The organism is Thauera aromatica (genome assembly GCF_023093595.1).
GTDB lineage: Bacteria > Pseudomonadota > Gammaproteobacteria > Burkholderiales > Rhodocyclaceae > Thauera > Thauera aromatica_A.
Map to the genome: position 1 here is coordinate 1 of NZ_JALLIK010000090.1, position 22,687 is coordinate 22,687.

General features: G+C 67.3%; 26 protein-coding genes. 19 read left to right on the top strand and 7 right to left on the bottom strand.

Annotation, left to right across the window (positions count from 1 at the left end):
• Positions 1–149 precede the first annotated feature (149 nt).
• Together MXC99_RS05515 and MXC99_RS05520 are read right to left on the bottom strand one after the other, a co-directional pair.
• Positions 150–479, bottom strand: a complete 330-nt coding sequence (locus MXC99_RS05515) for a hypothetical protein (protein ID WP_247724512.1) — start codon at positions 477–479, stop codon at positions 150–152.
• Between the two features lie 363 nt (positions 480–842).
• Positions 843–1,247: a type II toxin-antitoxin system HicB family antitoxin gene (locus MXC99_RS05520; protein WP_247724513.1), complete on the bottom strand. Its 405-nt coding sequence runs from the start codon at positions 1,245–1,247 to the stop codon at positions 843–845.
• A 35-nt stretch (positions 1,248–1,282) separates the two neighbouring features.
• Here MXC99_RS05520 and MXC99_RS05525 point away from each other — a divergent pair, with 35 nt between their 5' ends.
• Positions 1,283–2,308, top strand: coding sequence for an Rpn family recombination-promoting nuclease/putative transposase (locus MXC99_RS05525; protein WP_247724514.1), 1,026 nt, complete (start codon positions 1,283–1,285; stop codon positions 2,306–2,308).
• 128 nt (positions 2,309–2,436) lie between these two features.
• Here MXC99_RS05525 and MXC99_RS05530 read toward each other — a convergent pair whose 3' ends face one another.
• From MXC99_RS05530 to MXC99_RS05550, 5 genes are read right to left on the bottom strand one after another with little or no spacing between them, the layout of a single operon-like run.
• On the bottom strand, positions 2,437–2,718 hold the full coding sequence (locus MXC99_RS05530; RefSeq protein ID WP_247724515.1) for a helix-turn-helix domain-containing protein: 282 nt from the start codon (positions 2,716–2,718) through the stop codon (positions 2,437–2,439).
• Positions 2,715–3,053, bottom strand: coding sequence for a type II toxin-antitoxin system RelE/ParE family toxin (locus tag MXC99_RS05535; protein WP_247724516.1), 339 nt, complete (start codon positions 3,051–3,053; stop codon positions 2,715–2,717). The genes MXC99_RS05530 and MXC99_RS05535 overlap by 4 nt, the downstream gene beginning before the upstream one ends.
• A complete protein-coding gene (locus MXC99_RS05540; protein WP_247724517.1) occupies positions 3,050–3,331 on the bottom strand; it encodes a hypothetical protein in 282 nt (93 codons plus the stop codon). The genes MXC99_RS05535 and MXC99_RS05540 overlap by 4 nt, the downstream gene beginning before the upstream one ends.
• 34 nt (positions 3,332–3,365) lie before the next feature.
• On the bottom strand, positions 3,366–3,818 hold the full coding sequence (locus MXC99_RS05545; RefSeq protein ID WP_247724518.1) for a type II toxin-antitoxin system VapC family toxin: 453 nt from the start codon (positions 3,816–3,818) through the stop codon (positions 3,366–3,368).
• Entirely contained in the window at positions 3,815–4,069 is a 255-nt protein-coding gene (locus tag MXC99_RS05550) for a type II toxin-antitoxin system Phd/YefM family antitoxin (RefSeq protein WP_151024704.1), read from the bottom strand. Before MXC99_RS05550 ends, MXC99_RS05545 begins: the two co-directional genes overlap by 4 nt.
• Before the next feature lie 259 nt (positions 4,070–4,328).
• Between MXC99_RS05550 and MXC99_RS05555 the strand changes: the two genes are divergently transcribed.
• The 18 genes from MXC99_RS05555 to flhB all read left to right on the top strand — a co-directional run bounded on the left by MXC99_RS05555 (position 4,329) and on the right by flhB (position 22,685).
• A complete protein-coding gene (locus MXC99_RS05555) occupies positions 4,329–6,014 on the top strand; it encodes an HD domain-containing phosphohydrolase (RefSeq protein ID WP_247724519.1) in 1,686 nt (561 codons plus the stop codon).
• 153 nt (positions 6,015–6,167) lie between these two features.
• A complete protein-coding gene (gene fliD, locus MXC99_RS05560) occupies positions 6,168–7,595 on the top strand; it encodes a flagellar filament capping protein FliD (protein ID WP_247724520.1) in 1,428 nt (475 codons plus the stop codon).
• A 94-nt stretch (positions 7,596–7,689) separates the two neighbouring features.
• Positions 7,690–8,094, top strand: coding sequence for a flagellar export chaperone FliS (gene fliS / locus MXC99_RS05565; RefSeq protein ID WP_247724521.1), 405 nt, complete (start codon positions 7,690–7,692; stop codon positions 8,092–8,094).
• The gene (locus MXC99_RS05570) at positions 8,087–8,500 is read left to right on the top strand and encodes a flagellar protein FliT (RefSeq protein WP_247724522.1); all 414 of its coding nucleotides are present in this window, start codon (positions 8,087–8,089) and stop codon (positions 8,498–8,500) included. The genes fliS and MXC99_RS05570 overlap by 8 nt, the downstream gene beginning before the upstream one ends.
• Positions 8,497–9,927, top strand: a complete 1,431-nt coding sequence (locus MXC99_RS05575) for a flagellar hook-length control protein FliK (protein ID WP_247724523.1) — start codon at positions 8,497–8,499, stop codon at positions 9,925–9,927. Before MXC99_RS05570 ends, MXC99_RS05575 begins: the two co-directional genes overlap by 4 nt.
• The gene (locus tag MXC99_RS05580) at positions 9,917–10,228 is read left to right on the top strand and encodes an EscU/YscU/HrcU family type III secretion system export apparatus switch protein (protein WP_247724524.1); all 312 of its coding nucleotides are present in this window, start codon (positions 9,917–9,919) and stop codon (positions 10,226–10,228) included. The genes MXC99_RS05575 and MXC99_RS05580 overlap by 11 nt, the downstream gene beginning before the upstream one ends.
• An 84-nt stretch (positions 10,229–10,312) precedes the next feature.
• The gene (gene flhD, locus MXC99_RS05585; protein ID WP_247724525.1) at positions 10,313–10,630 is read left to right on the top strand and encodes a flagellar transcriptional regulator FlhD; all 318 of its coding nucleotides are present in this window, start codon (positions 10,313–10,315) and stop codon (positions 10,628–10,630) included.
• Positions 10,627–11,208 (top strand): flagellar transcriptional regulator FlhC, encoded by a 582-nt coding sequence (flhC, locus tag MXC99_RS05590; RefSeq protein WP_247724526.1) that lies wholly within the window; start codon positions 10,627–10,629, stop codon positions 11,206–11,208. Before flhD ends, flhC begins: the two co-directional genes overlap by 4 nt.
• A gap of 160 nt (positions 11,209–11,368) precedes the next feature.
• Positions 11,369–12,241, top strand: coding sequence for a flagellar motor stator protein MotA (gene motA / locus MXC99_RS05595; RefSeq protein ID WP_247724527.1), 873 nt, complete (start codon positions 11,369–11,371; stop codon positions 12,239–12,241).
• Positions 12,238–13,188, top strand: coding sequence for a flagellar motor protein MotB (gene motB / locus MXC99_RS05600; protein WP_247724528.1), 951 nt, complete (start codon positions 12,238–12,240; stop codon positions 13,186–13,188). The genes motA and motB overlap by 4 nt, the downstream gene beginning before the upstream one ends.
• Positions 13,189–13,246: 58 nt before the next feature.
• Complete coding sequence (cheA, locus tag MXC99_RS05605) at positions 13,247–15,391, top strand: chemotaxis protein CheA (RefSeq protein ID WP_247724529.1); 2,145 nt, start codon at positions 13,247–13,249, stop codon at positions 15,389–15,391.
• Entirely contained in the window at positions 15,388–15,885 is a 498-nt protein-coding gene (locus MXC99_RS05610) for a chemotaxis protein CheW (protein ID WP_107219775.1), read from the top strand. Before cheA ends, MXC99_RS05610 begins: the two co-directional genes overlap by 4 nt.
• A gap of 89 nt (positions 15,886–15,974) precedes the next feature.
• Positions 15,975–18,206, top strand: a complete 2,232-nt coding sequence (locus tag MXC99_RS16920) for a methyl-accepting chemotaxis protein (protein ID WP_282100048.1) — start codon at positions 15,975–15,977, stop codon at positions 18,204–18,206.
• Positions 18,207–18,277: 71 nt separating this feature from the next.
• A complete protein-coding gene (locus MXC99_RS05625) occupies positions 18,278–19,147 on the top strand; it encodes a CheR family methyltransferase (RefSeq protein WP_247724530.1) in 870 nt (289 codons plus the stop codon).
• A complete protein-coding gene (locus tag MXC99_RS05630; protein ID WP_247724531.1) occupies positions 19,144–20,205 on the top strand; it encodes a protein-glutamate methylesterase/protein-glutamine glutaminase in 1,062 nt (353 codons plus the stop codon). The genes MXC99_RS05625 and MXC99_RS05630 overlap by 4 nt, the downstream gene beginning before the upstream one ends.
• A 42-nt stretch (positions 20,206–20,247) precedes the next feature.
• On the top strand, positions 20,248–20,637 hold the full coding sequence (gene cheY, locus MXC99_RS05635) for a chemotaxis response regulator CheY (protein ID WP_075146940.1): 390 nt from the start codon (positions 20,248–20,250) through the stop codon (positions 20,635–20,637).
• Positions 20,638–20,670: 33 nt separating this feature from the next.
• The gene (gene cheZ, locus MXC99_RS05640; protein WP_247724532.1) at positions 20,671–21,342 is read left to right on the top strand and encodes a protein phosphatase CheZ; all 672 of its coding nucleotides are present in this window, start codon (positions 20,671–20,673) and stop codon (positions 21,340–21,342) included.
• 185 nt (positions 21,343–21,527) lie between these two features.
• Positions 21,528–22,685: a flagellar biosynthesis protein FlhB gene (flhB, locus tag MXC99_RS05645; RefSeq protein ID WP_247724533.1), complete on the top strand. Its 1,158-nt coding sequence runs from the start codon at positions 21,528–21,530 to the stop codon at positions 22,683–22,685.
• The last annotated feature ends 2 nt before the right edge of the window (positions 22,686–22,687 follow it).

Below are 22,687 nucleotides of genomic sequence, written 5' to 3' on the forward strand. Positions count from 1 at the left end.
TTATGGTCGGTGCCGCGCATCGGAACAATTGGAGTGGTAATGCAGATCGTATTATAACGTCCGGGAAAGCCTCGCCGTTGCTCGGATCTGGCTAAATCAACAGCCTGCTAGTTGCTGGAGCATTCCATATCCTCGCTGATGCGGCACTTTTAGTTGTGCTCTGCTCGGAACATCTCCATGGCCGTTGCCAACGCCGAGGACTGGCCTTGATTCAAAGCGCATCGAGACAAGTCCAAGTAAATGTCGAACGAAGCCCTTCCCTGGTCATACTTGATCTCAACGCGTGCTCCGTAGAAAAAGCCAAGCACATCGTCCACAACCGTCTCATGGAGTCGTTGCCGATCCGTTGCTTGCTTCAGTTCCACCGCATCCAGGCGGAACAAGTGCTCCATGTCGCCAGAGTGAGAGACGCGGTTGATGGCTGCCAAAATGAAGCTGTCCAGCACACCCTGAAGGTATGCACGATCAGAAGATTTCATGACTTATCCCAAATAGAAGGTGGGCTATCCGCCTAAGCTTGCTTCATTTCAACTTTAAGCATTCCACAAAACATTTGCAATGGTTCTGTATGAGGCATATATCTGCCTACGCATCGTTCCCATTAGCACAATTCCCTAATTCGGTAAAGCGCGCCGCGCCGCCTCTCGAATGGATACCGGACCGGCCCGTGGCAGAATCGTCGGTTGTGGGCCGCAATGAGGCACAGATTGAAGCAAGCGGCCAGTTCAGGCGTGACTACAAGCGCGCAGCCAAGGGACAACATCGCGCAACGCCCGACGCCGAGACCTTGCAACTCGTCCGGCTTGGCTCGCATGGCGAGCTTGGCTTGCAGCATTTACAGCTCAGGCGTGCGGCCGGGCCTCGATGGCGAGCTTGGCGATGTAGCCCGAGCGGGTTTCGCCCGCCGCATGGGCGTGCGCATCGAGCCGGGCCAGCACGCGGCGCGGCAGGGTGATGTTCACCCGCTCGGCCTTGTCGTCGAGGATGGCGGGGTCGACTTCGGCCACGGCCCAGATCCATCCATCGAATTCGGGGTTGGCGCGGTGCGCCGCGATGGAGGTCGGCGCCGGAATGTCGCCGCCGTCGTCCATCACCGCCTCGATCCACGCCGCAATGGCTTCCTTGGCGTTGTCGATGGCTTCGTCGATGCCGCTGTCGGCCGCCGAAAAGCAGCCCGGCAGGTCGGGCACCACCACGCCCCAGGCGTGCGTCTCGTCGCCCGGCTCGATTGCAATCGGGTATTTCATCGTCGTCTCCTTTACTTGACCCCGGTCAGCTCCTCATGCCCGCGCGCGACCACGATTCCGGCTACAAGCTGCTGTTTTCCGACCCGCTGATGGTGCGCGACCTGGTGCGCGGCTTCGTCGATGATCCGTGGCTGCAGCGGCTCGACTTTTCCACGCTGGAGCCGGTCAAGGGCCACTACGTGAGCGAGGACATGCGCCAGCGCGCCGACGACGTGGTGTGGCGGGTGAAGAGCGGCGAGGGCTGGGTGTATCTGTACCTGCTGATCGAGTTCCAGCACGCCATTGACCGCTTCATGGCGCTGCGCATGTTGGTGTATGTGGGGCTGCTGTATCAGGACCTGATCCGCCAGAAGCAGTTCGCCCCGGGCGGACAGCTGCCGCCGGTGCTGCCGATCGTGCTCTACAACGGCGAGCGGCGCTGGCGCGCACCGACCACGCTGGCGGCGTTGCTGCCGCCGCTGCCGGCATTCCTGAAGCCGTTGCAGCCGCAGATGCGCTACGTGCTGATCGACGAGGGCGCCTACCCGGACGAAACCCTGCGCGGCCTGCCGCAAAACCTCGCCGCCGCGATCTTCCAGGCCGAACGCCTGCAGACGCCCGCGGCGATCCAGGACTTCGTCGCCCGCCTGGAGGTCGAAACCCGCGCCCCGGCCTTCGCCCGCGTGCGCCGCATCGTCGCCATCTGGCTGCGTGCGGTCCTCAGGCATAATCGCACCTACGCCATCGATCTGCCCGAACTGGACGATCTGCAGGAGCTGAACACCATGCTGTCGCAACGCATCGAAAAATGGGCCAAGGACTACCTCGCTGCGGGTGAGCAGAAGGGGCGGGTGGAAGGGCTGCAGCAAGGCGTCCTCCGCGGAGAGGCCCGCGTGCTGGCGCGCCAGCTGACCCGCCGTTTCGGCGAGTTGCCCGGCTGGGTGGAAGCACGCCTCAACGCGGCAACCGAGGCGCAGCTCGAAGCCTGGTCCGACGCCGTGCTCGACGCCCGCAGCCTGGACGAGGTGTTCGCCGAGCCGCAGGGGCGACCCGCCGGGTCGCCCCCACCGGCCAGCCATTGAAGGGGATCGGGATCGGGGTCAAATGCCGCCTTGCTGAGAAGGCGGCGCTTTGTCGCGACTGTGGGGCTGGGGCGTTCTCGAAAACCGTTCTCGCTTGAACCTACGCAGAACGGCGAGTTTCGAGAAGGTCAGGCCGCTTGAAGTACCCGCATTTCGACGTGCAAACCAGCCGCGGCAGCCATGTTCACCAAGGCATCGAGGCCGAACAGGTTGATCTTCCCGCGCATCAGGTCGGAGATGCGCGGCTGCGTGACACCGAACAGCTTGGCCGCCTGCGACTGGCTCATTTCGGTGCGGGTGATGTGATCCTTGAGCGCCATCATCAGTTCGGACCGCAGCTTCATGTTCTCCGCCTCGGCCGGCGCGTCCTCGATGGCGTCCCAAACGCTGGCGTATCGTTGCTCGCTCATTGTCCTAGCTCCTTCACCAAGTCGCGGTAACGCTTCGCGGCGAGATCCACGTCGGCCTTGCTGGTCTTCTCCGTCTTCTTCTGGAAGCAGTGAAGCACATACACGGCGTCGGTGAACTTCGCCACATAGATGATCCGGAACGCGCCGCTCGCGTCCCGAATCCGAATCTCCCGAACGCCCTGGCCTACGGTGCTCATCGGCTTCCAGTCGTCGGGCTCGCGACCCCTCTGCACCTGGTCGATCTGGAGGCCGGCCTCGCGTCGCACGGCCAGTGGAAAGGCGCGCAGGTCATCGAGGGAGCTTCCCATGAACTCGACAGGCTTGGGATCAGTCATGTTGCAACCATACAAAATTTTGTATGCTCTGACAAGCGGGCGGGCCAGGCAACCGGCTTAGCGTACGATTTTTCCGTTTTCTGAGGCGCTCCCACGCAGCGCGCTGCGACTTCCTCTTGGGTCAGGTCCGCCTGCTTGCGGGCCTGCAGCAGTTCGTTGTGTGCAGCGTACTCTTCTTCCAATCCATCCCACGCGGCCTTGAATCCTGGCCGTTGCATGGCACGGGCAAGTTCCGCCTTGGTGTCCAGGCGAACCGGCTTGAATTGCTCGCTATGCATGTTCCTGATTAGCAATGAATCTCAGTCACGCGAATCAAGCGCTGGGGTTGCGGGGTGCAGGTGGCGGCGGCTCCCACGGATTAATGATGGTCACTCCCGTTGGCTTGAAATCGGCCGCGTTGCGCGTGACTACCGCCATGCCGTGCACCAGTGCCGTCGCCGCAATGAGCGCGTCACGCTCGCCGCGCTTGTCTGGTACGTGCAGCCGGGCGCAGCGCTGCGCCACAGCGGTATCGATAGACAATGTGCGCCCGGAGAACTCGGGTAATACGTGCTGCTCCAGCCACGAGCGCAGCATGGCCCCCTGGGTAGCGTCCTTGCGTTCAATTGACAGAACACCGAGCTCCAGCTCCATGATGGCGATGGCCGATACGAAGAGGTCGGCGGCATCGACGCTTTCCGTCCATGCCGCCACATTCCCATCGGCCTTGCCAAGCCGTACCTTGCGCAGTTCCGACAGCACATTGGTATCGAGCACGTACATCATGAGAGATCAGCCGGCCGGGCTCCAATGGTTACGCGCGGCGGCTCGAACTCGATGTCCGCAACGCCCGGCATCGCCAGCGCATCGGCAATGTTGCGCCGCTGCTTCGTCAGCCGCTGATAGTCCTCGAAGCTCAGCAGCACGTGTGCAGGCTTGCCGCGATCCGTGATGAACACCGGGCCGCTCTTGGTGGCCTTCTTTGCTCGCGTCACGTCCTGGTTCAGCTCCCGACTGGATAGGGTTGTGATGGTCATAGGGCACCTCCTACGTCAATTTAATGTAGTCACGTTACTACATAATCAATTGAAAGGCCAGCGACTGGCCAAGCTGGATCAGCTACGGCTCATCCTCGGCCGACTTAACGCAGCCACCGAAGCGCCGCCCGGAGCCCGGTCTGCCGCCGCGCCGCCCCGTCCGGCCGTGGAAAGCTTAGAATGGCCGCCCGCCACGCGTTGGGAATAACGGGTGGTTTGTGTATGGGGCCGCGCTGCAGGGCGGGTGGAGACGAGGACGATGGTCGACGAGCAGGACAAGTACAACCGGGTGGACAACCCGATCGAAGTCGAACAGCTGCTGGGGGCGCTGAGCGACGCCGACGGCGCCTGGATTCGCCTCGAGCGCGATGACGCCGAGCCGCAGCCGGTGCTGGTGGCCGAGCAGCGTCCGGGCGAGGTGCTGGTGCTCGATATCGGCGCGGTGCGCGAGATCGCCGGCGAGCTGCGCCGCGGACAGGCGTTTCGCGTGCTGGGGCGGGCCGGCGAACGCCTGCTGCGCACCGAACCGATCGTGGCCGAGGCGGTGCGCGAGGAAGGGGGACGGGTGTATTGCGACTGCCCCTATCCGGTGACGCTGGGGGTGCTGCAGCGGCGCGAGGCGTTTCGCGCGCGCCTGCGTCCGGGCATGGAGGTCGGCGTGGTCGTGCGCAGCGCCGATGCCGCCGGCAGTATTCATGGCGACCTGCGCGACCTGTCGCTGGGCGGTTGCCAGGCGGCGCTGCCGCTGTCGTCCGGCACCCGCCTGCGCGATGCGCCGCTGCCGCTGGAGGTGGAGTTGTGCTTTCCCAACGGCGTGCGCTTCATCATCGCCGCACAGGCGACCCGCTTCAACACCGATATCCGCCGCCACGCGATGTTCGTCGGCTTCCGCTTCGAGGCCCCGAGCGCCGAGCAGGAGCGCCTGCTGTGGCAGTTCGTGCGCGAGATCGAGCGCGAAGTGGCGCGCCTGGACGGCACCTTGGCCGGCACTGTGCAGCCGTCGCCGCTGCTTACTCCGTCGCCCGGGGCCGAGCAGCCGGTGGGCTGGCGCGCGGCGCTGGTGCACCCGACGCCGATGGCGCGGCGGCTGGCGCGTGTCGCCGGCTACCTCGATGCCCAGGCGCTGGAGCTGCAGCACGGCGGCGACGTGGACCCGGCGCAGCTGTCGCGCCATGCCGATCTGCTGCTGACGCTGCTCGACGAAGACCGCGAAGCGGTGCTGTTCGCCACCCGCTGCATGCACCGCGAGCCGATGCCGGTGCGCCACGGGCTGGCGGTGGCGGCGCACCTGGTGGACCTGATGGGCGGTCCGCGGGTGACGCCCGCGCTGCGCAAGGCGGTGGCGGCGGCGGCGATGGTCCATGACCTGGGCAAGGTGCTGCTGCCGGCCGAGCTGATGGCTGCGACTACGCTCGATGCGCCGGCGCGCGCACGCCTGGCCGAGCATGTCGGCTTGCTGGTCGAGCGTCTGGCGCGCTGCCGCTGGTTGGCACCGAGCGTGGTGATGGCAGTGGTCGGCCAGATCAACGAACGCCTGGACGGCAGCGGCTACCCCGACGGCACCCACGCCGATGCGCTCGGCGAGCTCGCGCGCGCGGCAGCGGTGGTGGATGCGGTCGAGGCTATGCGCCGCGCCCGCGCCGACCGCCCGCCGCTGTCGCTGGCGGAAATCTATCGCACCCTGCTGCGCTCCGATTCGCCTTTCGATCCCAACTGGGTGCGGCGCCACCTGCGCCATTTTGGTGCGTTGCCGGTGGGGGCGCTGGTGCGTTACGAGGGCGACCGTCTGGCCTGGGTGCAGCGCCTCGACGAGAACCGCCGCCCGGTCCAGGTGGAGCTGACCGATCGCATCGCCGCCCCCGAGACCCTGACCGGAGAGATCCTGCGCGGACCGGCGCTGGCGCGCTTGGGCGCGGTGGTCGAGGAGTGCCCGGTCGACGCCTGAAGCGGCGTCTCAAGTCCGCGTCCCGGTCGCCGATAAACCAAACAGCAGCGTGTGCCGGCGGTTTCTCCGCCGAGTGCACGCCGCCGCGCCCTGTCACACTGACCGTTGGCGTGGCAGTTGAAGAATCGACGATCGATTGACGGGAGGCAGGACATGGCCAGCATCAGCGCCCTGGGCATCGGCTCGGGGCTGGACCTGAACGGGTTGCTCGACCAGCTCAATTCGGCCGAGCGTGGCAAGCTCGCGCCGATCACGCAGCAAAAAAAGGCGGTGCAGGCACGGATTTCGGCCTACGGGCGCATGCAGAGCGCGCTGGCGAGCTTTCGCGATGCCGCGACCAAGCTCGCCGATCCGGCGCATTTCCGCCAGGTGTCGAGTACGGTGTCGGGGAGTGCGGTCACAGCGACGGCCTCGGTCGACGCGGTGGCCGGGGTCTACGACGTCGAGGTGACTCACCTGGCGCGTGCGCAGAGCCTGGCGACGGCGGGTTTTGCCACCAGCGACACCGACCTCGGCGCCGGTACGCTGACGATCGACGTGGGTGAGGGCGGCAGCGCGCAAACGCTGGACATCGCGCTGACCGCGAACAGTAGCTCGTTGGCCGACATCCGCGATGCGATCAACGCCAAAAATGCCGGAGTGACGGCTTCGCTGGTCAACGATGGCAGTGCCGAGCCCTGGCGGCTGGTGCTGAGCACCACGGCGACCGGAACGGCTGCGGCGGTGAATGTGGTGACCTTCGCCCATGACGGCGACGACGTCGCGCTGGAAACGAAGTTCGCCTTCGACGCAGCGACTTACGATCCGCTCAACCCGCCTGCCGGTGCGGCTAGTGAAACGGTGGTGGCGCGCAATGCGTCGTTCAAGGTCAATGGCGTGGGCATCACCAGCGGCAGCAACCGCGTGGAAAACGCGATTCAGGGCGTCACCCTGAGTCTGGCCGAAGAGGGAACGTCCACGGTGACCGTCAGCCGCAATGAAAAGGGCGTCAAGGACGGGGTGGATAATTTCGTCAAGGCCTACAACAGCCTGCATTCGGCCTTGCGCGACCTGAGCAGCTACGATGCCGAAAGCGGTTCTGCCGGCATTCTGCTCGGCGACAGCACACTGCGCTCGGTGCAGTCGCAGCTGCGCCGCGAGATCACCGCGATGGGCGGGGCGGGCGACGTGCGCATGCTGTCGGATCTGGGCATCCGCGTCCAGCTCGATGGCTCGTTGAAGGCCGAAGGCACCACGCTCGCCGACAAGATCGCCGCCGACCCCGCTTCGGTGTCGGCCTTTTTTGCCGGCACCGAAGCCGACGCGTCCACCGGGCTGGCCGCGCGCCTGGAAGCGCGGATCAAGCCGATGCTCGACAGCGGCGGCCTGTTCGACAACGCCACCAAGGCGCAGAAGGCCCAGGCGAAGTCCCTCGACCAGCGCTATACGCGCATGGAAGCGAGCATCGAGACCACGATCGCACGCTACCGCGAGCAGTTCAGCCAGCTCGACAGCATGGTGGCGAGCATGAACCAGACCAGCGGCTATCTGACCCAGCAGTTCGAAAACCTCAGCGCGCTGTTCGACCATTCGAAGAAGTGAGTCGGCGGCCTCGCGCCTGACAGAGAGACGGCCGGCAATGGTGCGGTAGCTTCGTACGTTGCCGGGCGCATGACAAGAAGACAGGAGTGTCATCGTGAATGTTCGCCATGGAGCCCGCGCCTACGCGCGGATGGGCATCGAAAGCGGAGTGATGTCGGCCAGCCCGCACAAGCTGATCATGATGTTGTTCGACGGCGGCATCGGCTTCATCCGTGCCGCCCGCCTGCACATGCAGGGGGGGAAGGTGGCGGCCAAGGGCGAAGCGATCTCGAAGGCGATCGACGTCGTCGGCGGGCTGTCGAGCGCGCTCGACCATGAGCGCGGCGGCGAACTCGCCGGGCGGCTGGAAGCGCTGTACGACTACATTTCCGACCTGCTGCTGAAGGCGAACCTGGAAAACAGCGTGGACCGGCTCGACGAGGCCGAACGCCTGCTCGCCGACATCGCTTCGGCGTGGCGCGAGATCGGCGAACCCGTGGCGGAACACGCCAATGGTTAGCCTGTTCGAGGGCGGCGCACTGACGCGCGACCCCCAGCTGGCCCTGCTTGCCGGTTACGAGGCGTTGCTGCGGCGATGCGCGCAGATGCTGGCGGCAGCCCGCTCCGACGACTGGCCGGCGCTGCTCGAGCATGAATCCGCCTACGTCGATGCCGTCGAGCATCTGGGGCGCGTCGAGGCCGGGCTGACGCTCGATGCCACGGAGCAGGAGCGCAAGGCCGAACTGCTCGAGCGCATCCTCGAGCACGACTTCGAGGTCCGCGAGCGCCTGCTCGCCCGCCGTGACGAACTCGGGCGCCTGATCGCGGGGGTCGAGCGCGGCCATGCCGCCCGGCGAGCCTATCGTCGCCAGCTTCCGCCGGTGCTGCCCGACGACGGTGCGGAGTTCATCCCCGGGACGCCGTGAGCGGTATCAACCCGCTGCTCGACACCCTGCTCCATCACGTGCTGGGGAGGCGGGTCGATACGGCGCTTCCTGCCCCGCTCAATCAGGCCGTCGGCCCGCCCGGACCGATCGAGGCGCTGCGCGCGATCCATGGCGATGCCGGCGTCGATGGGCGCAAGGCCGACACTCTGGCGCCCCCCGGGAAGCGTGCCGAAGGCGCCGAAGCCGGCGCCGCCGCGCAGCGCGAAGGCGCCCGTAGCCCGGGTGCGCTGCCGGCTGCGGCGAACGCTTCGGCGCGGGTGCATTTGAGTCCGTCTGCGCGCGCGATCGCCGAGTTGCTGTCCCGCTTTCCCGCCGCGCCTTCGGCGCTGCGCCCCGCGGCTCCGCTGCTGGGTGCCGGCGAAGCCGACCCTGCCGTGCTCGCCGGCCGTTTCGAGCAGGGCGTGCGCGACAGCGGCCTGTTCTACGAAAGTCACCTCGCACGCTGGTACCAAGGGCGCCTGCCGGTCGCGCAGCTGCTGCGCGAACCCCAGATGGGGGGGCGCCCGCCGCCGGCCCCATCGGCGCCCGCGCCCGGCGCCGCTCCGACAGCTCCGACAGCTCCGACAGCTCCGACAGCTCCGGCAACTCCGGCAACTCCGGCAACTCCGGCAACTCCGGCAGCTCCGGCAGCTCCGGCAGCTCCGGCAGCTCCGGTTTCGCCGCTCCCGCCGCCGTCCGCCCCCTCGCCGCCGGCCCCGGATGCGCCATCCATGCCGTTCCCGCCGCCTTCCGCTGGCAGCCGTGGGGAGGCTGCGACTGCCAGCGTCGAGCTGGGACGTGTGCCCTCGGCCGAAGCGCAACCGGGTGAGACGGTTTTGACTTCCTCTAACAAAATTGATAAAAGTCGTAACGTTTTGCAAGTTTATCAGCGGCTATCGCCCCTGCCGCTTGCCTCGTCCGGAGAGGCCGTGCCCGAAGCGGCGAAGGTCGTGCCCGAAGCCGAGCCCGCGTCGTCGCGGGTGGTCGTGGAAGAGGGCTTGCAGGCGCTGGTGCGGCATCAGCTCGAGTTGCTGGCGACGCCGGTGCTGCGCTGGGAAGGCGAGGCCTGGAGCGGATTGTTCGTCGTCCTCGCGTTGGCGCTGCCGCAGCTCGAAGGGCGCGCCGGGGCGCACGAGGGTGCAGGCGGGCAGGAGGGCGGCGAGGAAGACGAGCAGGAATGGCGCGCCGAACTCGGCCTCGATGTCGCCGGGTTGGGAGCGTTGAGCGTCTCGTTGGCCTTGCGCGAGCGTGCGCTGGCGTTACGTCTGAGCGCAGCCGATGGCGGCGCGCGCGCGCGCCTCGAAGAAGGGCTCGAGGCATTGCGCAGCCGCCTCGAAGCGTTCGGTTTCGACACGCTCGAACTTGCCGTCGATTCCGTGGCCGAAGAAACGGGTGAGGGCCGGGGAGCGGACAGTGATGGGCGCTGAGCAGGGGGGGCGCCGGCAGGCGGTGGCGCTGGCCTATCGTGATGGTGACAGTGCACCGCGGGTGGTGGCGCGCGGTTACGGCGAAATGGCCGAGCGCATCATCGCTGAGGCGCGTCGTTGCGGGGTCCATGTGCATGGTGCGCCCGAGCTGGTCGCGCTGCTGATGCAGATCGATGTGGACGAGACGATTCCGCCGGCCTTCTATCAGGTGGTGGCGGAGCTTCTGGTCTGGGTACGGGAGTTGGCTGCGGTGGATGCGGATGGAGACCCGCAGCCGTCGCAGGCGGCACGGAAAGGATGACCCAGGGCCGGCTTGCGGGCGGCTCCGGCCCCTAGGGGCTCTGCCTAAAATGCAGGAATACAAGCGGAAGCTGTAGTGATAAAGATGAAGAACGAACCGTTTGGAGAGGAAGTCGAGGAGCTCAATCTCCTGTACCTGATGCTTGCCCAGCGCATGCTGACTCAGGATCGGACGAGCGCGAAGTTCCGCTTGAAGATCAACGATGCGGTGGCCGATGTGCTGCTGTCGCTCAAGCCGCGCCAGGTGCGCCAGCTCGCGGTCTGCAATCAGCTCCTGTGCCGGCTGGTGTTCGACGACGCGGAGCGTTTCAAGGCGCTGGTCGAAAACCGCCGGCTGGAGGGGTTGACCGGGCTGCATGCGGCGATCGTGCTTGCTTCGGAAGGCGAGGACGAGGCGCAATGAGCGAAAAGAGCCTGGTTGCCGAGCTGGCCGAGATCAACCTCGCCGTCGAGCTGATTGAGTTGGGCGCGCGGCTGCACGTGCTGGAAGCGGAGACCGCGATCAGCCGCACGCGGCTGATCCGTTTCTACAAGGAAATCCGCGGCGTGTCTCCGCCCAAGGGGATGCTGCCGTTTTCCACCGACTGGTTCGTTACTTGGCAGCCCAACATCCATTCGTCGCTGTTTTACAACACCTACCTGCGCCTGTACGAAGATCCCGGCTGCGAGCGCATGGATGCGTTCGTCAAAGCGTTCCGCCTGTATCGGGAGCTCGTCGACCGCGATGGCGAGCAGGCCGTCCTGGGGCTGACGCGCGCATGGACGCTGGTGCGCTTTTTCGAAAGCGGGATGCTGCAGCGGTCGCGGTGCACGCGCTGCGGCGGAAAGTTCGTCGCCCACGCCCATGCACCGGTGCACGACTACGTCTGCGGCCTGTGCCAGCCGCCGTCGCGCGCCGGCAAGGGCGCGTCTTCGCATGCCGCGGCCAGGCGCTCGGAGCTGCGTACCGCTGGCGCGTGTAGCGGTCCGGCGAGCGGCTGAGCGGCGGTGGGACGCTTTCCTCGCACCACCGGACCGGGTCCGCTGCGCAGGGACGGCGGCAACCGCCGGTCGGCGATAGCGTGGGCGGGCTAAAGTTCCGCCGCCCGCAGCCGATTAAATCGGGAATTCCTTTTCAGATCTTCGTCTCCGGGGCTCCGCAGTGCTGATACCTCTCGGCTATATCGTCGTCATCGCCTCGGTTTTCGGCGGGTTCGTGCTCTCGGGCGGCAGCCTCGGGCCGCTGTTCCAGCCCACGGAAGTGTTGATGATCGTCGGCGCGGGAGTGGGCGCGTTCATCGCCTCGAACAACGGCAAGGCGATCCGCGCCACGTTTCGCAGCTTTTCCACGCTGCGCCGCAGCGCGGGTTACAACAAGGCCATGTACATGGAGCTGATGGCACTCCTGTACCAGCTGCTGAGCAAGATCCGCCGCGAGGGCATGCTCGGCATCGAGCGCGACATCGACAACCCTGCGGAGAGTGCGCTCTTTTCGCAGTATCCGAAGGTGATCGAAGACCCGATGATCCTCGGCTTCCTGACCGACTACCTGCGCCTGATGGTGAGCGGCGGAATGAACCCGCACGAGCTCGACGAGCTGATGCTGCACGAGATCGAGGGCTTCGAGCACGAGGCCCATGTGCCGGCCAGCGCGCTCGCCCGGGTCGGCGACGCGATGCCGGCGTTCGGCATCGTCGCCGCCGTGATGGGGGTGGTGAAAGCCTTGAGCACGGCCGACGCGCCCCCCGACCAGATGGGGCAGATGATCGCCCACGCCTTGGTCGGCACCTTCCTCGGCATCCTCGTCGGCTACGGTTTCATCAGTCCGGTGGCCCACCGCATCGAGCGCCAGGTCGCCGAGGCGGTGAAGATGCTGCAGTGCATCCGGGTGACGCTGCTCGCCAGCCTCAACGGCTATGCGCCGCCGATCGCGGTCGAGTTCGGGCGCAAGACGCTCGATTCGAGCGAGCGCCCCGATTTCGCCGAACTCGAAGCCCACGTGCGGGGCCCGCGGGCCGAGACGGGGAACGCATGAGCGCCCGTGGAGCGGGCGACCAGCGGCCGGTGATCATCGTCCGCCGCAAGAAGGTGGTGCATGGCCACCATGGCGGCAGCTGGAAGATCGCCCTGGCCGACTTCATGACGGCGCTGATGGCCCTGTTCCTGGTGATGTGGATCATCTCCAACGCCGGCCAGAAGGAACGCGATGCGGTGGCGGAGTATTTCCGCACACCCCTGCTGGTGTCGCTGACCGGCGGCGAACGCCAGGGCACGAGCGCGAACGTGATCCCGGGCGGTGGCCCCGATCCCGCGCACGCCGAGGGCGAGCGCCAGCGCATCGACCCGCTGAGCCAGACCCGGCCCACCGAGATCCAGCGGCGCGCGCTGCAGAACCTGCAGCAGCGCATCATCAACGCTGTCGAGGCCAGCCCGCAGCTGCGCGAGCTGCGCATCCAGATGCGCTTCGACGTCACCCGCGAAGGCTTGCGCGTACAGCTTGTCGATACCGACGCGCGGCCGATGTTCGATCTGGCGAGCGAACGCGTCGCCCCCTACATGCGCGATCTGCTGCACCTGCTTGCGCCCCTGCTCAACGAGCTGCCCAACGACCTCAGCATCGGCGGCCATACCGACGGCCTGCAGTACGTCGATGGCGTGCGCGGCGTCGGCAACTGGGAGCTGTCGGCCGGACGTGCGAACGCGACCCGGCGCGAGCTTGTCGCCGGCGGGCTGGACGCCGACAAGCTGCTGCGCGTATCCGGCTTCGCCGACCGCGTGCCGCTGCCGACGACCACGGCGGTCGATCCGGCGAACCGGCGCATCGAGGTGGTGGTGCTGTTCGACGAAGTGGCCGAACGCATCCGCCATCCGGTGGACGCGGTCGATGGCTTCGGCCGCCCGCTCGAAGCGCCGGCCGACGGGGCAGGGGCCGGCGGGGATGCCGGCGCGAGCGGAAAGGCGCCCGGCGCGCCCGCGCACTGAACGGGCGGCGCCGGGGTGATGAGGCATACGGCATTGGACTACGCGACGGGGGGCGGCCATGGACATCAGTGAATTTCTCGATTCCTTCTTCGAAGAGGCGGTCGAACTGCTCGCCGACATGGAGGGGCATCTGCTCGAGCTCGACTGCGATGCGCCCGATGCCGAGCAGCTCAACGCAATCTTCCGTGCGGCGCATTCGATCAAAGGCGGCGCCGGTGCGTTCGGCTTCCAGCGCCTGCAGGAAACCACGCACATTTTCGAGAACCTGCTCGACCATGCCCGGCGCGGAGAACTGACGCTGCGCAAGGACATCGTCGACCTCTTTCTGGAAACCAAGGACATGCTTCAAGATCAGCTGGAAGCCTACCGCAGCGGCGGAGAGCCCGACCAGGCCGCCTTCGAGCGCATCTGCCGCGTCTTGCAGCAGCTGGCGCTGGAGGAAATCGGCAAGGGCGCCGGTGCGTCGGGCAGCACACCGGTGCAGGCGGTCGAGGCGCCGCCGCCCCCTCCGCCGCCACCTGTGGTGGCCGAACCCGTCGCGACCGAACCGGCTGCGGCGGGCGGAGCCGGTGGCCACGGCGAACGCCGCCTGCAGGTGAGCCTGCTCGGCGTGCCCGCCAAGGATCGGGCGCTGCTGCTCGAGGAGCTGGCCCACCTCGGCACGCTGTGCGCGCAGCAGGGGGGCGATGAGCGCTACGACATCGAGCTGCTGACTGCGGTCGATGCGGACGACATCGAGGCGGTGCTGTATTTCATCATCGAGGCCGAACAGCTCCAGATCACGCCGCTGGCCGCCGCGCCGGCGGCTTCTGGCGCACCGCCGGCGCCCGCAGTGACGGCCGCGCCGGCGGCAGCGGTCGTGTCGGCTCCCGCGCCCGCCCCGCCGGCTGCGCCTGCGGCGGCGAAGCCGGCGGCCGAGAAGGCTGCCCCGGCCAAGGTCGCTGCTGCGGCGAAGGGGGGCGGCGAGTCGTCGTCGATCCGGGTGCCGGTGGAGAAAGTCGACCAGATCATCAACCTGGTGGGCGAGCTGATCATCACCCAGTCGATGCTCGAGCAGACCGCGAGCGGACTGGACGACGTCACCCACACCGCGCTGCTCAACGACATGGGAGTGCTGCAGCGCAACGCGCGCGACCTGCAGGAAGCGGTGATGTCGATCCGCATGGTGCCGATGGATTACGTGTTCAGCCGCTATCCGCGCCTGGTGCGCGATCTCGCGGGCAAGCTCGACAAGGACATCGAACTGGTTACCGAGGGCGAGTCGACCGAGCTCGACCGCAGCCTGACCGAGCGCATCATCGATCCGCTCACCCACCTGGTGCGCAACAGCCTGGACCACGGCATCGAGCCGCCGGCGGTGCGCGAGGCCGCGGGCAAGCCGCGCCGCGGCCGGCTGACGCTGTCGGCGCAGCATCAGGGGGGCAACATCCTGATCGAGGTCAGCGACGATGGCGCCGGGCTCAACCGCGACAAGCTGCTGGCGAAGGCGCGCGAGAAGGGGCTCGCGGTGTCGGACTCGATGACCGACGACGAGGTCTGGCAGCTCATTTTCGCTCCCGGCTTCTCCACCGCGGAACAGGTCAGCGACGTCTCCGGGCGCGGCGTGGGCATGGACGTGGTCAAGCGCAACATCCAGAGCATGGGCGGGCGGGTCGAGATTTTCTCGCGCCTGGGCGAAGGCACCACCACCCGTATCGTGCTGCCGCTGACGCTGGCGATCCTCGAGGGGATGTCGATCCGGGTCGGCGAGGAAGTCTTCGTGCTGCCGCTGTCGGCGGTGCTGGAGTCGCTCCAGCCGAAGGCCGAAGACCTGCATTCGATGGGCGGGGACGATGTGGTGCTGAAGGTGCGCGGCGAGTATCTGTCGGTGATCCCGGTGCATGAGGCGCTGGCGGTGGCGGGGGCGTGCACCGACCCGGTCGCCTGCATTGCGGTGATCGTGCAGGCCGAGGGACGGCGCCACGCCCTGCTCGTCGACGAGCTGATCGGCCAGCAGCAGGTCGTGGTGAAGAATCTCGAGACCAATTACCGCAAGGTGCCGGGCGTCTCCGCGGCGACGATCCTCGGCGATGGCCGGGTGGCGCTGATCCTGGACATCGGCGGACTGCACCGCCTGAGCCGGGAAGCGAAGGTGAGCACGGGGGCCGCAGGCGGGGCGAAAGCAGGACGGAAAACTTCGATCAAGGAGGTGGAGACGCTATGAGTCATTACAACGCCGATTCCGCGGCCGGCGGCGCCGAGGCGCAACACCGCGAGTTCCTCGTGTTTTCGCTCGGCGACGAGGAGTACGCCGTCGATATCCTCAAGGTGCAGGAAATCCGCGGCTACGAGAGCGTGACCCGGATCGCCAACGCGCCCGATTTCATCAAGGGGGTCACCAACCTGCGCGGGGTCATCGTGCCGATCGTCGATCTGCGCATCAAGTTCAGGCTCGAGCACACCGGATACGGGCCCGAGACCGTGGTGATCGTGGTCAATGTCGGTGGACGGGTGATCGGGATGGTCGTCGACGGCGTCACCGACGTGATGACGCTGACGCCGGAGCAGATCCGGCCGGCGCCCGAATTCGGCGTCACCCTGTCGTCGGATTTCCTCAGCGGGCTGGGCAGCGTCGATGACCGCATGCTGGTGATCGTCGATATCGAGAAGCTGCTGACGAGCGGCGAGATGGCGCTGGTGGAGGAGGCGCGGGCCTGAGCCTGCGGCAGTACGGCTGCACAACACAAGAAAAGTGCCGGCCCTAGGGCCGGTCACGACAGGACACGAGACCGAGGAGGGAACGCTCGATGCGCAATAACCAGCCCGTTACCCAGAAAGAATACGAGTTGAAGGACGAGCAGATCCTCAACACGCGCACCGACTTGAACGGTGTCATCACCTATGCGAACCGGGCGTTCGTCGAAGCAAGCGGCTTCAGCCACGAGGAACTGATCGGCGCCCCGCACAACATCGTGCGCCACCCCGACATGCCGCCGGAAGCCTTCGCCAACATGTGGCAGACGCTGCAGGCCGGCGAGAGCTGGCACGGCCTGGTCAAGAACCGGCGCAAGAACGGCGACTACTACTGGGTCGATGCGCACGTCACTCCGGTCATGGAAGGGGGCAGCGTGGTCGGCTACGCCTCGGTGCGGCTGAAGGCCGAGCGTGCCGCGATCGAGCGCGCCGAAGCGGCCTACCAGCGCATCCGCGAGGGTAAGGGCGGGGTTGTGCTGGCGCGCGGCCAGATCAAGCGCGGCGGCCTGCTGGGCTGGCTCGGCGGGCTGAACGTGCGCACCATGCGCGCGCGGATGATCGCGATGATGACGATCGCCGCAGGCCTGCTGATCCTGACCGGCGGCCTCGGCCTGTATGCGATGGACAGCGCCGGCCAGCGCGTGCTCGAACTGCGCCGCGACGGTCTGGAAGACATCGCCCGCCTGCAGCAGATCGACCAGCTGATCACCCAGGGCTATCAGTCGGTGACTTCGTCGAACCCGATGACGGTGCTCGAGGGGCGCGAAGAGCGGGCCGGGACGGTCGGCCGCCTGAGCTCGACCATGCTCGAGCTGTGGGAAGCCTATCGCGCCCGCGAGATCAACCATACCGGAATCGCCGGCGAATTCGACCAGAGCTTCAACGGCTATGTGGATGGCCTGCAGGGCATGGCGGATCTGCTCTCCGGCGGGGAACCGTTCGAGGTCTACCAGGCGGTGATGCAGCGCTCGCCCGAACTCCAGGCCACGGGCATCAAGCTGTCGGCGATGGTGTCCTCGCTGGTGGGCGAAAAGCAGGTGCTCGCCGCGGCGCTGGCGACCGAGGCCGAGGACATGCAGGCGAAGATGGCGATGGTGCTGTCGGTCGGCGCCGGCCTGGGCCTGCTGCTGCTGACCCTGGTCGGGGTGATGGTGATCCGCGGCCTGCTGCGCGCGGTGGCCGAACTGCGTGCGTTCGCCCTGCAGATCGCGGCGGGCAACATCGGCATCGATGCGCCCGAGCGGCGCGACGACGAACTCGGCAAGCTGATGCTCTCCTTCGATGTGATGCGGCGCAGCCTCGGCAACATCGTCACCGAGGTCAATGCCGGCATCGCCGTGGTGACGCCGGCCAGCCGGGAGATCGCGGCGAGCAACAACGACCTGTCCTCGCATACCGACCAGCAGGCCGCGGCGCTGCAGGAGACCGCCTCGAGCATGGAGGAAATGACCGCCACCGTGCGTCAGAACACCGAGAACGCCCGCCAGGCGAGCGGACTGACCTCTGATAACGCCAAGCGTGCGCGCACCGCGGGCGAGCACATGCGCGGCGTGGTGGATTCGATGGGGCGGATCACGGCGAGCTCGCGCAAGATGTCGGACATCATCAACGTCATCGATTCGATCGCCTTCCAGACCAACATCCTCGCGCTCAACGCCTCGGTCGAGGCCGCGCGCGCCGGCGAACAGGGGCGCGGTTTCGCCGTCGTCGCCGGCGAGGTGCGCAACCTGGCCGGACGCTCGGCGAATGCGGCGAAGGAGATCCGCGCCCTGATCGACACGTCGTCGGCCGAAATCGAGGGCGGTGCCGAACTCATCCACCAGGCCGAAGCGTCGATCGGCGAAGTCGTGAATGCGACCAGCCGGGTCAACGACATCATGGGCGAGATCACCGCAGCCTCCGAAGAACAGACCAGCGGCATCGGGCAGATCAACCAGGCGATCGTCGAGATGGACAAAGTGACGCAGGAAAACGCCTCGCGCGTGCAAAGCACGGCGCGCGCGGCGGCCTCACTCGAGCACCAGGCCGAACAGCTGACGATCGCGATCGCCGCCTTCCGCCTGCGCGGCGCCGGCGCGGAGCGCGCGGGGCTGCACCATGCCGCGGTCCCGGCGACGCGCGCCGGCGGCACGGCGAAAGCCCGTCCCGCCTTGGCGGGAGGGGAGGCCGAGTCCGGCAATCGGCGCCGTGTGCGTGCCGCTGCCGCCGCGGCCGCGCCCGCGGCGGCACTGGCGGCACCGCTCGGAATGGCCGCCTCTGCCGTTGACGACTGGGAGGAGTTTTGAGCGTCGGCCCCGATTCCAGGAACCGGGCGGACGCTTCGGCGTCCGGCCTTTCCTGCGCGCGCGACCTCGAGTTGACCGGGAGCGACTTCGAGCGCATCCGCACGCTGATCTACGAGCGCGCCGGCATCGTGCTGTCCGAGCACAAGAAAGAAATGGTCTACAGCCGCTTGGCGAAGCGCTTGCGCCACCACGGGCTGCAGCGTTTCAGTGACTACATCGCGCGCCTCGAGCGCCAGCCCCAGGCGCGCGAGTGGGAAGCCTTCACCAACGCGTTGACCACCAACCTGACCGCCTTCTTCCGCGAGGCCCATCATTTTCCCTTGCTCGCCGACCACGTCCGGGAGCGTCGCGGGCCGGTGCGGGTGTGGTGCGCGGCGGCCTCCAGCGGCGAGGAACCGTATTCGATCGCGATGACCCTGGTCGAGGCGCTCGGGGCGCGGGCGAGCGAGGCGCAGGTGATCGCGACCGACATCAACACCGATACGCTCGACAGTGCGCGCGAAGGCATCTACCCGCTGGAGCGGCTCGAGCGCATCGACCCGGAGCGCCTGCGGCGCTTCTTCCAGAAAGGTCGGGGCGCGCGCCAGGGATTTGCCCGGGTGCGTCCCGAAATCGCGGCGATGATCCGTTTCGAGCCGCTCAACCTACTTGCCGAGAAATGGCCGATCGATGGCCCCTTCGATGCGATATTTTGCCGTAACGTCATGATTTATTTCGATACTACGACCCAGGCCCGGATCCTCGAGCGCTTCGCGCCGCTGCTCAAGGCCGACGGCCTGCTGTTCGCCGGGCACTCCGAGAATTTTTCCTACATCACCCAGTCGTTCCGCCTGCGCGGGCAGACGGTGTATGTCCGCGCCGCCGGCGCGCACGCAGCACCCGCCGGCCGCCGCCCCGAAGGTCCGTTCGGGCGTGTCGCCGAAGAAGGATGGGTGTCATGAGCAAGCCGCGTATCAAGGTGCTGTGCGTCGATGATTCGGCGCTGATCCGCAACGTGCTCAGCCGCATCGTCAATGAGCACGACGACATGGAAGTGGTGGCGGTCGCGCCCGACCCGCTGGTGGCGCGCGACCTGATCAAGAAGCACAACCCCGACGTGCTCACCCTCGACGTCGAGATGCCGCGCATGGACGGCCTCGACTTCCTCGAGCGCCTGATGCGGCTGCGGCCGATGCCGGTGCTGATGGTGTCGTCGCTGACCCAGGCCGGCTCCGAAATCACCCTGCGCGCGCTCGAGCTGGGCGCGCTCGATTTCATCGCCAAGCCGAGCACCGATCTGCGCGAAGGGATGCTCGAATACGGCGAGCTGATCGCCGACAAGATCCGCGCTGCCGCCCGCTCGCGGCCGCGCGGGGCGGCGAGCGGCGCGCGGCCGGCGCCGGTGCGCCTGAAGGCGCCGCTGATCTCGAGCGAGAAGCTGATCATCATCGGCGCCTCGACCGGCGGCACCGAGGCCATCCGCGCGGTGCTCGAGCGGCTGCCGCCCAACAGCCCCGCGGTGATGATCGCCCAGCACATGCCGGGGGGGTTCACGCGCTCGTTCGCCGAGCGCCTCGACCGCTTGTGCGAGATCACCGTCAGCGAGGCGAGCGACGGCGAGCGGGTGCTTCCCGGTCACGCCTACATCGCCCCCGGCACCGCCCACCTCGAACTCGCCCGCAGCGGCGCGAACTACATCGCCCGCCTCAGCGACGCCCCGCCGGTCAATCGCCACCGGCCGTCGGTCGATGTCCTGTTCCATTCGGCGGCGGTACACGCCGGGCGCAACGCGGTCGGCGTGCTGCTGACCGGGATGGGCAAGGACGGCGCCGCCGGCCTGCTGGAAATGCGCCACGCCGGCGCGGCCACCGTGGCGCAGGACGAGGCCAGCTCGGTCGTGTTCGGGATGCCACGCGAGGCGATCGCGATCGGCGGGGCCTGCGAAGTGCTCGGTCTCGATGCGATCGCCCCTCGCCTGCTCGAACTCGTCACCCAGGCGGGGCACGTGCAGCGGGTGTGAGCGCCGCTTGTTGTTCACTCATTGGAAGGAAAGGGAAGGTAGATGGCTGACAAGAACATGAGGATTCTGGTGGTGGATGACTTCCCCACCATGCGCCGGATCGTGCGCAGCCTGCTCAAGGAGCTGGGCTACAACAACGTCGATGAGGCCGAAGATGGCCAGGATGCGCTCACCAAGCTGCGCGCCGGCGGTTTCCAGTTCGTCGTTTCGGACTGGAACATGCCCAACCTCGACGGTCTCGAGATGCTGCGTCAGATCCGCGCCGACGGCGCCCTGAAGGCCCTCCCGGTGCTGATGGTCACCGCCGAGGCGCGCAAGGAGAACATCATCGCCGCGGCCCAGGCCGGGGCCAACGGCTACGTCGTGAAGCCTTTCACCGCGGCGACGCTGGAAGAAAAGCTGAACAAGATCTTCGAAAAACTGGGTATGTAACGATTACGGCGGATTCCGTCGGAAGGAGCGATCATGAGCGCAGAGGCGCATTCGACCTCGCCGGGCGGCCACGTCGCCGGGGGCGAGGACCTGATCCTGCGGATCGGCCAGCTCACCCGCATGCTGCGCGACAGCATGCGCGAGCTGGGACTGGACAAGGAAATCGCGCGTGCGGCAGAGGCCATTCCCGACGCCCGCGACCGCCTGAGCTACGTTGCGACGATGACCGAGCAGGCCGCCGAGCGCGCGCTCAACGCCATCGATCGCGCGCAGCCGATCCAGGACGCACTGAGCACGCGGGCGAAGGCGCTCGACGACCGGTGGTCGGAATGGTTCCGGAACCCGGTCGAGCTCGAGCAGGCCCGCGAGCTGGTGCAGGATACCCGCGGCTATCTGGGGGAGGTGCCCGAGCTCACCCAGGCGACCCATCGTGAGTTGCTGGAAATCATGATGGCGCAGGATTTCCAGGATCTCACCGGGCAGGTGATCAAGCGCATGATGGACGTCATCCGCGAGATCGAGCAGCAGCTGCTGCAGGTGCTGATCGACAACGCCCCCGCGGCCCAGCAGGCGAACTTCGCCCGCGCCCCGAAGGAAGGCGTCAATCCCCTGCTCAACGGCCCGCAGATCAAGGTCGAAGGCAATCCGGACGTGGTCGCCAACCAGGACCAGGTCGACGACCTGCTCGAGCAGCTCGGGTTTTGAGTCTGCCCGGGCGGCGTCCGCGGGGCGGGCGCCCGGAGCTGCGGCGCATTCCCTCCGGTGCGCGCCCCCCGTCGCGCGTTTACCCAGGGTCGAACTGGCGGTGAATCCCTCCGCTGTTCGTCGCATCGGCGAGGGCGCAATGTTCGGACAATAGCCGGTTGCGATTTCATTGTCCGGGCGTGTCGATGGCAGACGACGGCAGCGATCAGGAAAAGACCGAACAAGCCACTCCACGGCGCCTGGACAAGGCGCGCGAGGAGGGCCAGGTCGCGCGCTCGCGCGAGCTGGCCACGTTTGCCCTGCTCGCCGGCGGAGTGGGTGGCCTGTGGGTGATGGGCGCGACGCTGTACGAACAGCTCGGGTCGATCATGGAGCGGGCCTTCCTGTTCGAGCGCAGCCACGCCTTCGAACCGCGGTGGATGGTGCTGGCGGGGTTCGAACTGCTGCGCCGGGCCTTGTTCGGGATGATGCCGCTGTTCGCCCTGCTCGCGCTGATCGCGCTGATCGCGCCGGCCCTGCTCGGCGGCTGGTTGGTGTCGGCCAAGGCGCTGGTGCCGCAGTTCTCCAAGCTCGATCCGATCAAGGGCCTCAAACGGGTCTTTTCCACCCAGGCACTGGCCGAGCTGTTCAAGGCGCTCGCCAAGTCGTTTCTCGTCGGCGGGGTCGGCGTGACCTTCCTCGCCTTGCACCTCGACGAATTCCGTGCCTTGGCCCAGATGCCGCTGGCGCGGGCGCTGGCGGGAGCGCTCGAACTCGCGGCGCAGGCTTGCGCCCTGATGGTGCTGACCCTGGTGGTGGTGGTGCTGATCGACGTTCCCTACCAGCTGTGGAGCCATGGTAAGAAGCTGCGCATGACCAAGGACGAAGTCCGCCGCGAGCACAAGGAGTCCGACGGCGACCCGCAGGTCAAGGGGCGGATCCGCATGGTGCAGCAGCAGATGGCGCGGCGGCGCATGATGAGCCAGGTGCCCGGGGCCGACGTGGTGGTGACCAACCCGACCCATTTCGCCGTTGCGTTGCGCTACGACGCCGCACGCATGGCCGCGCCGCGGGTGGTGGCCAAGGGCGCCGACGCGGTGGCGGCGCGCATCCGCACGATCGCCGTCGAGCATGGGGTGCCCCTGCTGGAAGCGCCGGTGCTGGCGCGCGCCCTGCACCGCCACGTCGATCTCGACGCCGAGGTGCCGGCGGCGCTGTATACCGCGGTCGCGGAGCTGCTGGCCTGGGCTTTCGGTCTGCGCCGCGCGCAGCGCGAAGGCGGGATGCCGCCTGCGCCGCCGCTGCTGGTGGTGCCGCCCGAACTGGAAGTGGCCGCGGCGCGAGCGGCCGGAGGTGAAGGGTGAAC

Coding starts and splice junctions, on each gene's coding strand:
- MXC99_RS05515 (WP_247724512.1), bottom strand. CDS start 479: ATGAAATCTTCTGATCGTGCATACCTTCAGGGTGTGCTGGACAGCTTC.
- MXC99_RS05520 (WP_247724513.1), bottom strand. CDS start 1,247: ATGAAATACCCGATTGCAATCGAGCCGGGCGACGAGACGCACGCCTGG.
- MXC99_RS05525 (WP_247724514.1), top strand. CDS start 1,283: ATGCCCGCGCGCGACCACGATTCCGGCTACAAGCTGCTGTTTTCCGAC.
- MXC99_RS05530 (WP_247724515.1), bottom strand. CDS start 2,718: ATGAGCGAGCAACGATACGCCAGCGTTTGGGACGCCATCGAGGACGCG.
- MXC99_RS05535 (WP_247724516.1), bottom strand. CDS start 3,053: ATGACTGATCCCAAGCCTGTCGAGTTCATGGGAAGCTCCCTCGATGAC.
- MXC99_RS05540 (WP_247724517.1), bottom strand. CDS start 3,331: ATGCATAGCGAGCAATTCAAGCCGGTTCGCCTGGACACCAAGGCGGAA.
- MXC99_RS05545 (WP_247724518.1), bottom strand. CDS start 3,818: ATGATGTACGTGCTCGATACCAATGTGCTGTCGGAACTGCGCAAGGTA.
- MXC99_RS05550 (WP_151024704.1), bottom strand. CDS start 4,069: ATGACCATCACAACCCTATCCAGTCGGGAGCTGAACCAGGACGTGACG.
- MXC99_RS05555 (WP_247724519.1), top strand. CDS start 4,329: ATGGTCGACGAGCAGGACAAGTACAACCGGGTGGACAACCCGATCGAA.
- fliD (WP_247724520.1), top strand. CDS start 6,168: ATGGCCAGCATCAGCGCCCTGGGCATCGGCTCGGGGCTGGACCTGAAC.
- MXC99_RS05570 (WP_247724522.1), top strand. CDS start 8,087: ATGGTTAGCCTGTTCGAGGGCGGCGCACTGACGCGCGACCCCCAGCTG.
- MXC99_RS05580 (WP_247724524.1), top strand. CDS start 9,917: ATGGGCGCTGAGCAGGGGGGGCGCCGGCAGGCGGTGGCGCTGGCCTAT.
- flhD (WP_247724525.1), top strand. CDS start 10,313: ATGAAGAACGAACCGTTTGGAGAGGAAGTCGAGGAGCTCAATCTCCTG.
- flhC (WP_247724526.1), top strand. CDS start 10,627: ATGAGCGAAAAGAGCCTGGTTGCCGAGCTGGCCGAGATCAACCTCGCC.
- motB (WP_247724528.1), top strand. CDS start 12,238: ATGAGCGCCCGTGGAGCGGGCGACCAGCGGCCGGTGATCATCGTCCGC.
- cheA (WP_247724529.1), top strand. CDS start 13,247: ATGGACATCAGTGAATTTCTCGATTCCTTCTTCGAAGAGGCGGTCGAA.
- MXC99_RS05610 (WP_107219775.1), top strand. CDS start 15,388: ATGAGTCATTACAACGCCGATTCCGCGGCCGGCGGCGCCGAGGCGCAA.
- MXC99_RS16920 (WP_282100048.1), top strand. CDS start 15,975: ATGCGCAATAACCAGCCCGTTACCCAGAAAGAATACGAGTTGAAGGAC.
- MXC99_RS05630 (WP_247724531.1), top strand. CDS start 19,144: ATGAGCAAGCCGCGTATCAAGGTGCTGTGCGTCGATGATTCGGCGCTG.
- cheY (WP_075146940.1), top strand. CDS start 20,248: ATGGCTGACAAGAACATGAGGATTCTGGTGGTGGATGACTTCCCCACC.
- cheZ (WP_247724532.1), top strand. CDS start 20,671: ATGAGCGCAGAGGCGCATTCGACCTCGCCGGGCGGCCACGTCGCCGGG.
- flhB (WP_247724533.1), top strand. CDS start 21,528: ATGGCAGACGACGGCAGCGATCAGGAAAAGACCGAACAAGCCACTCCA.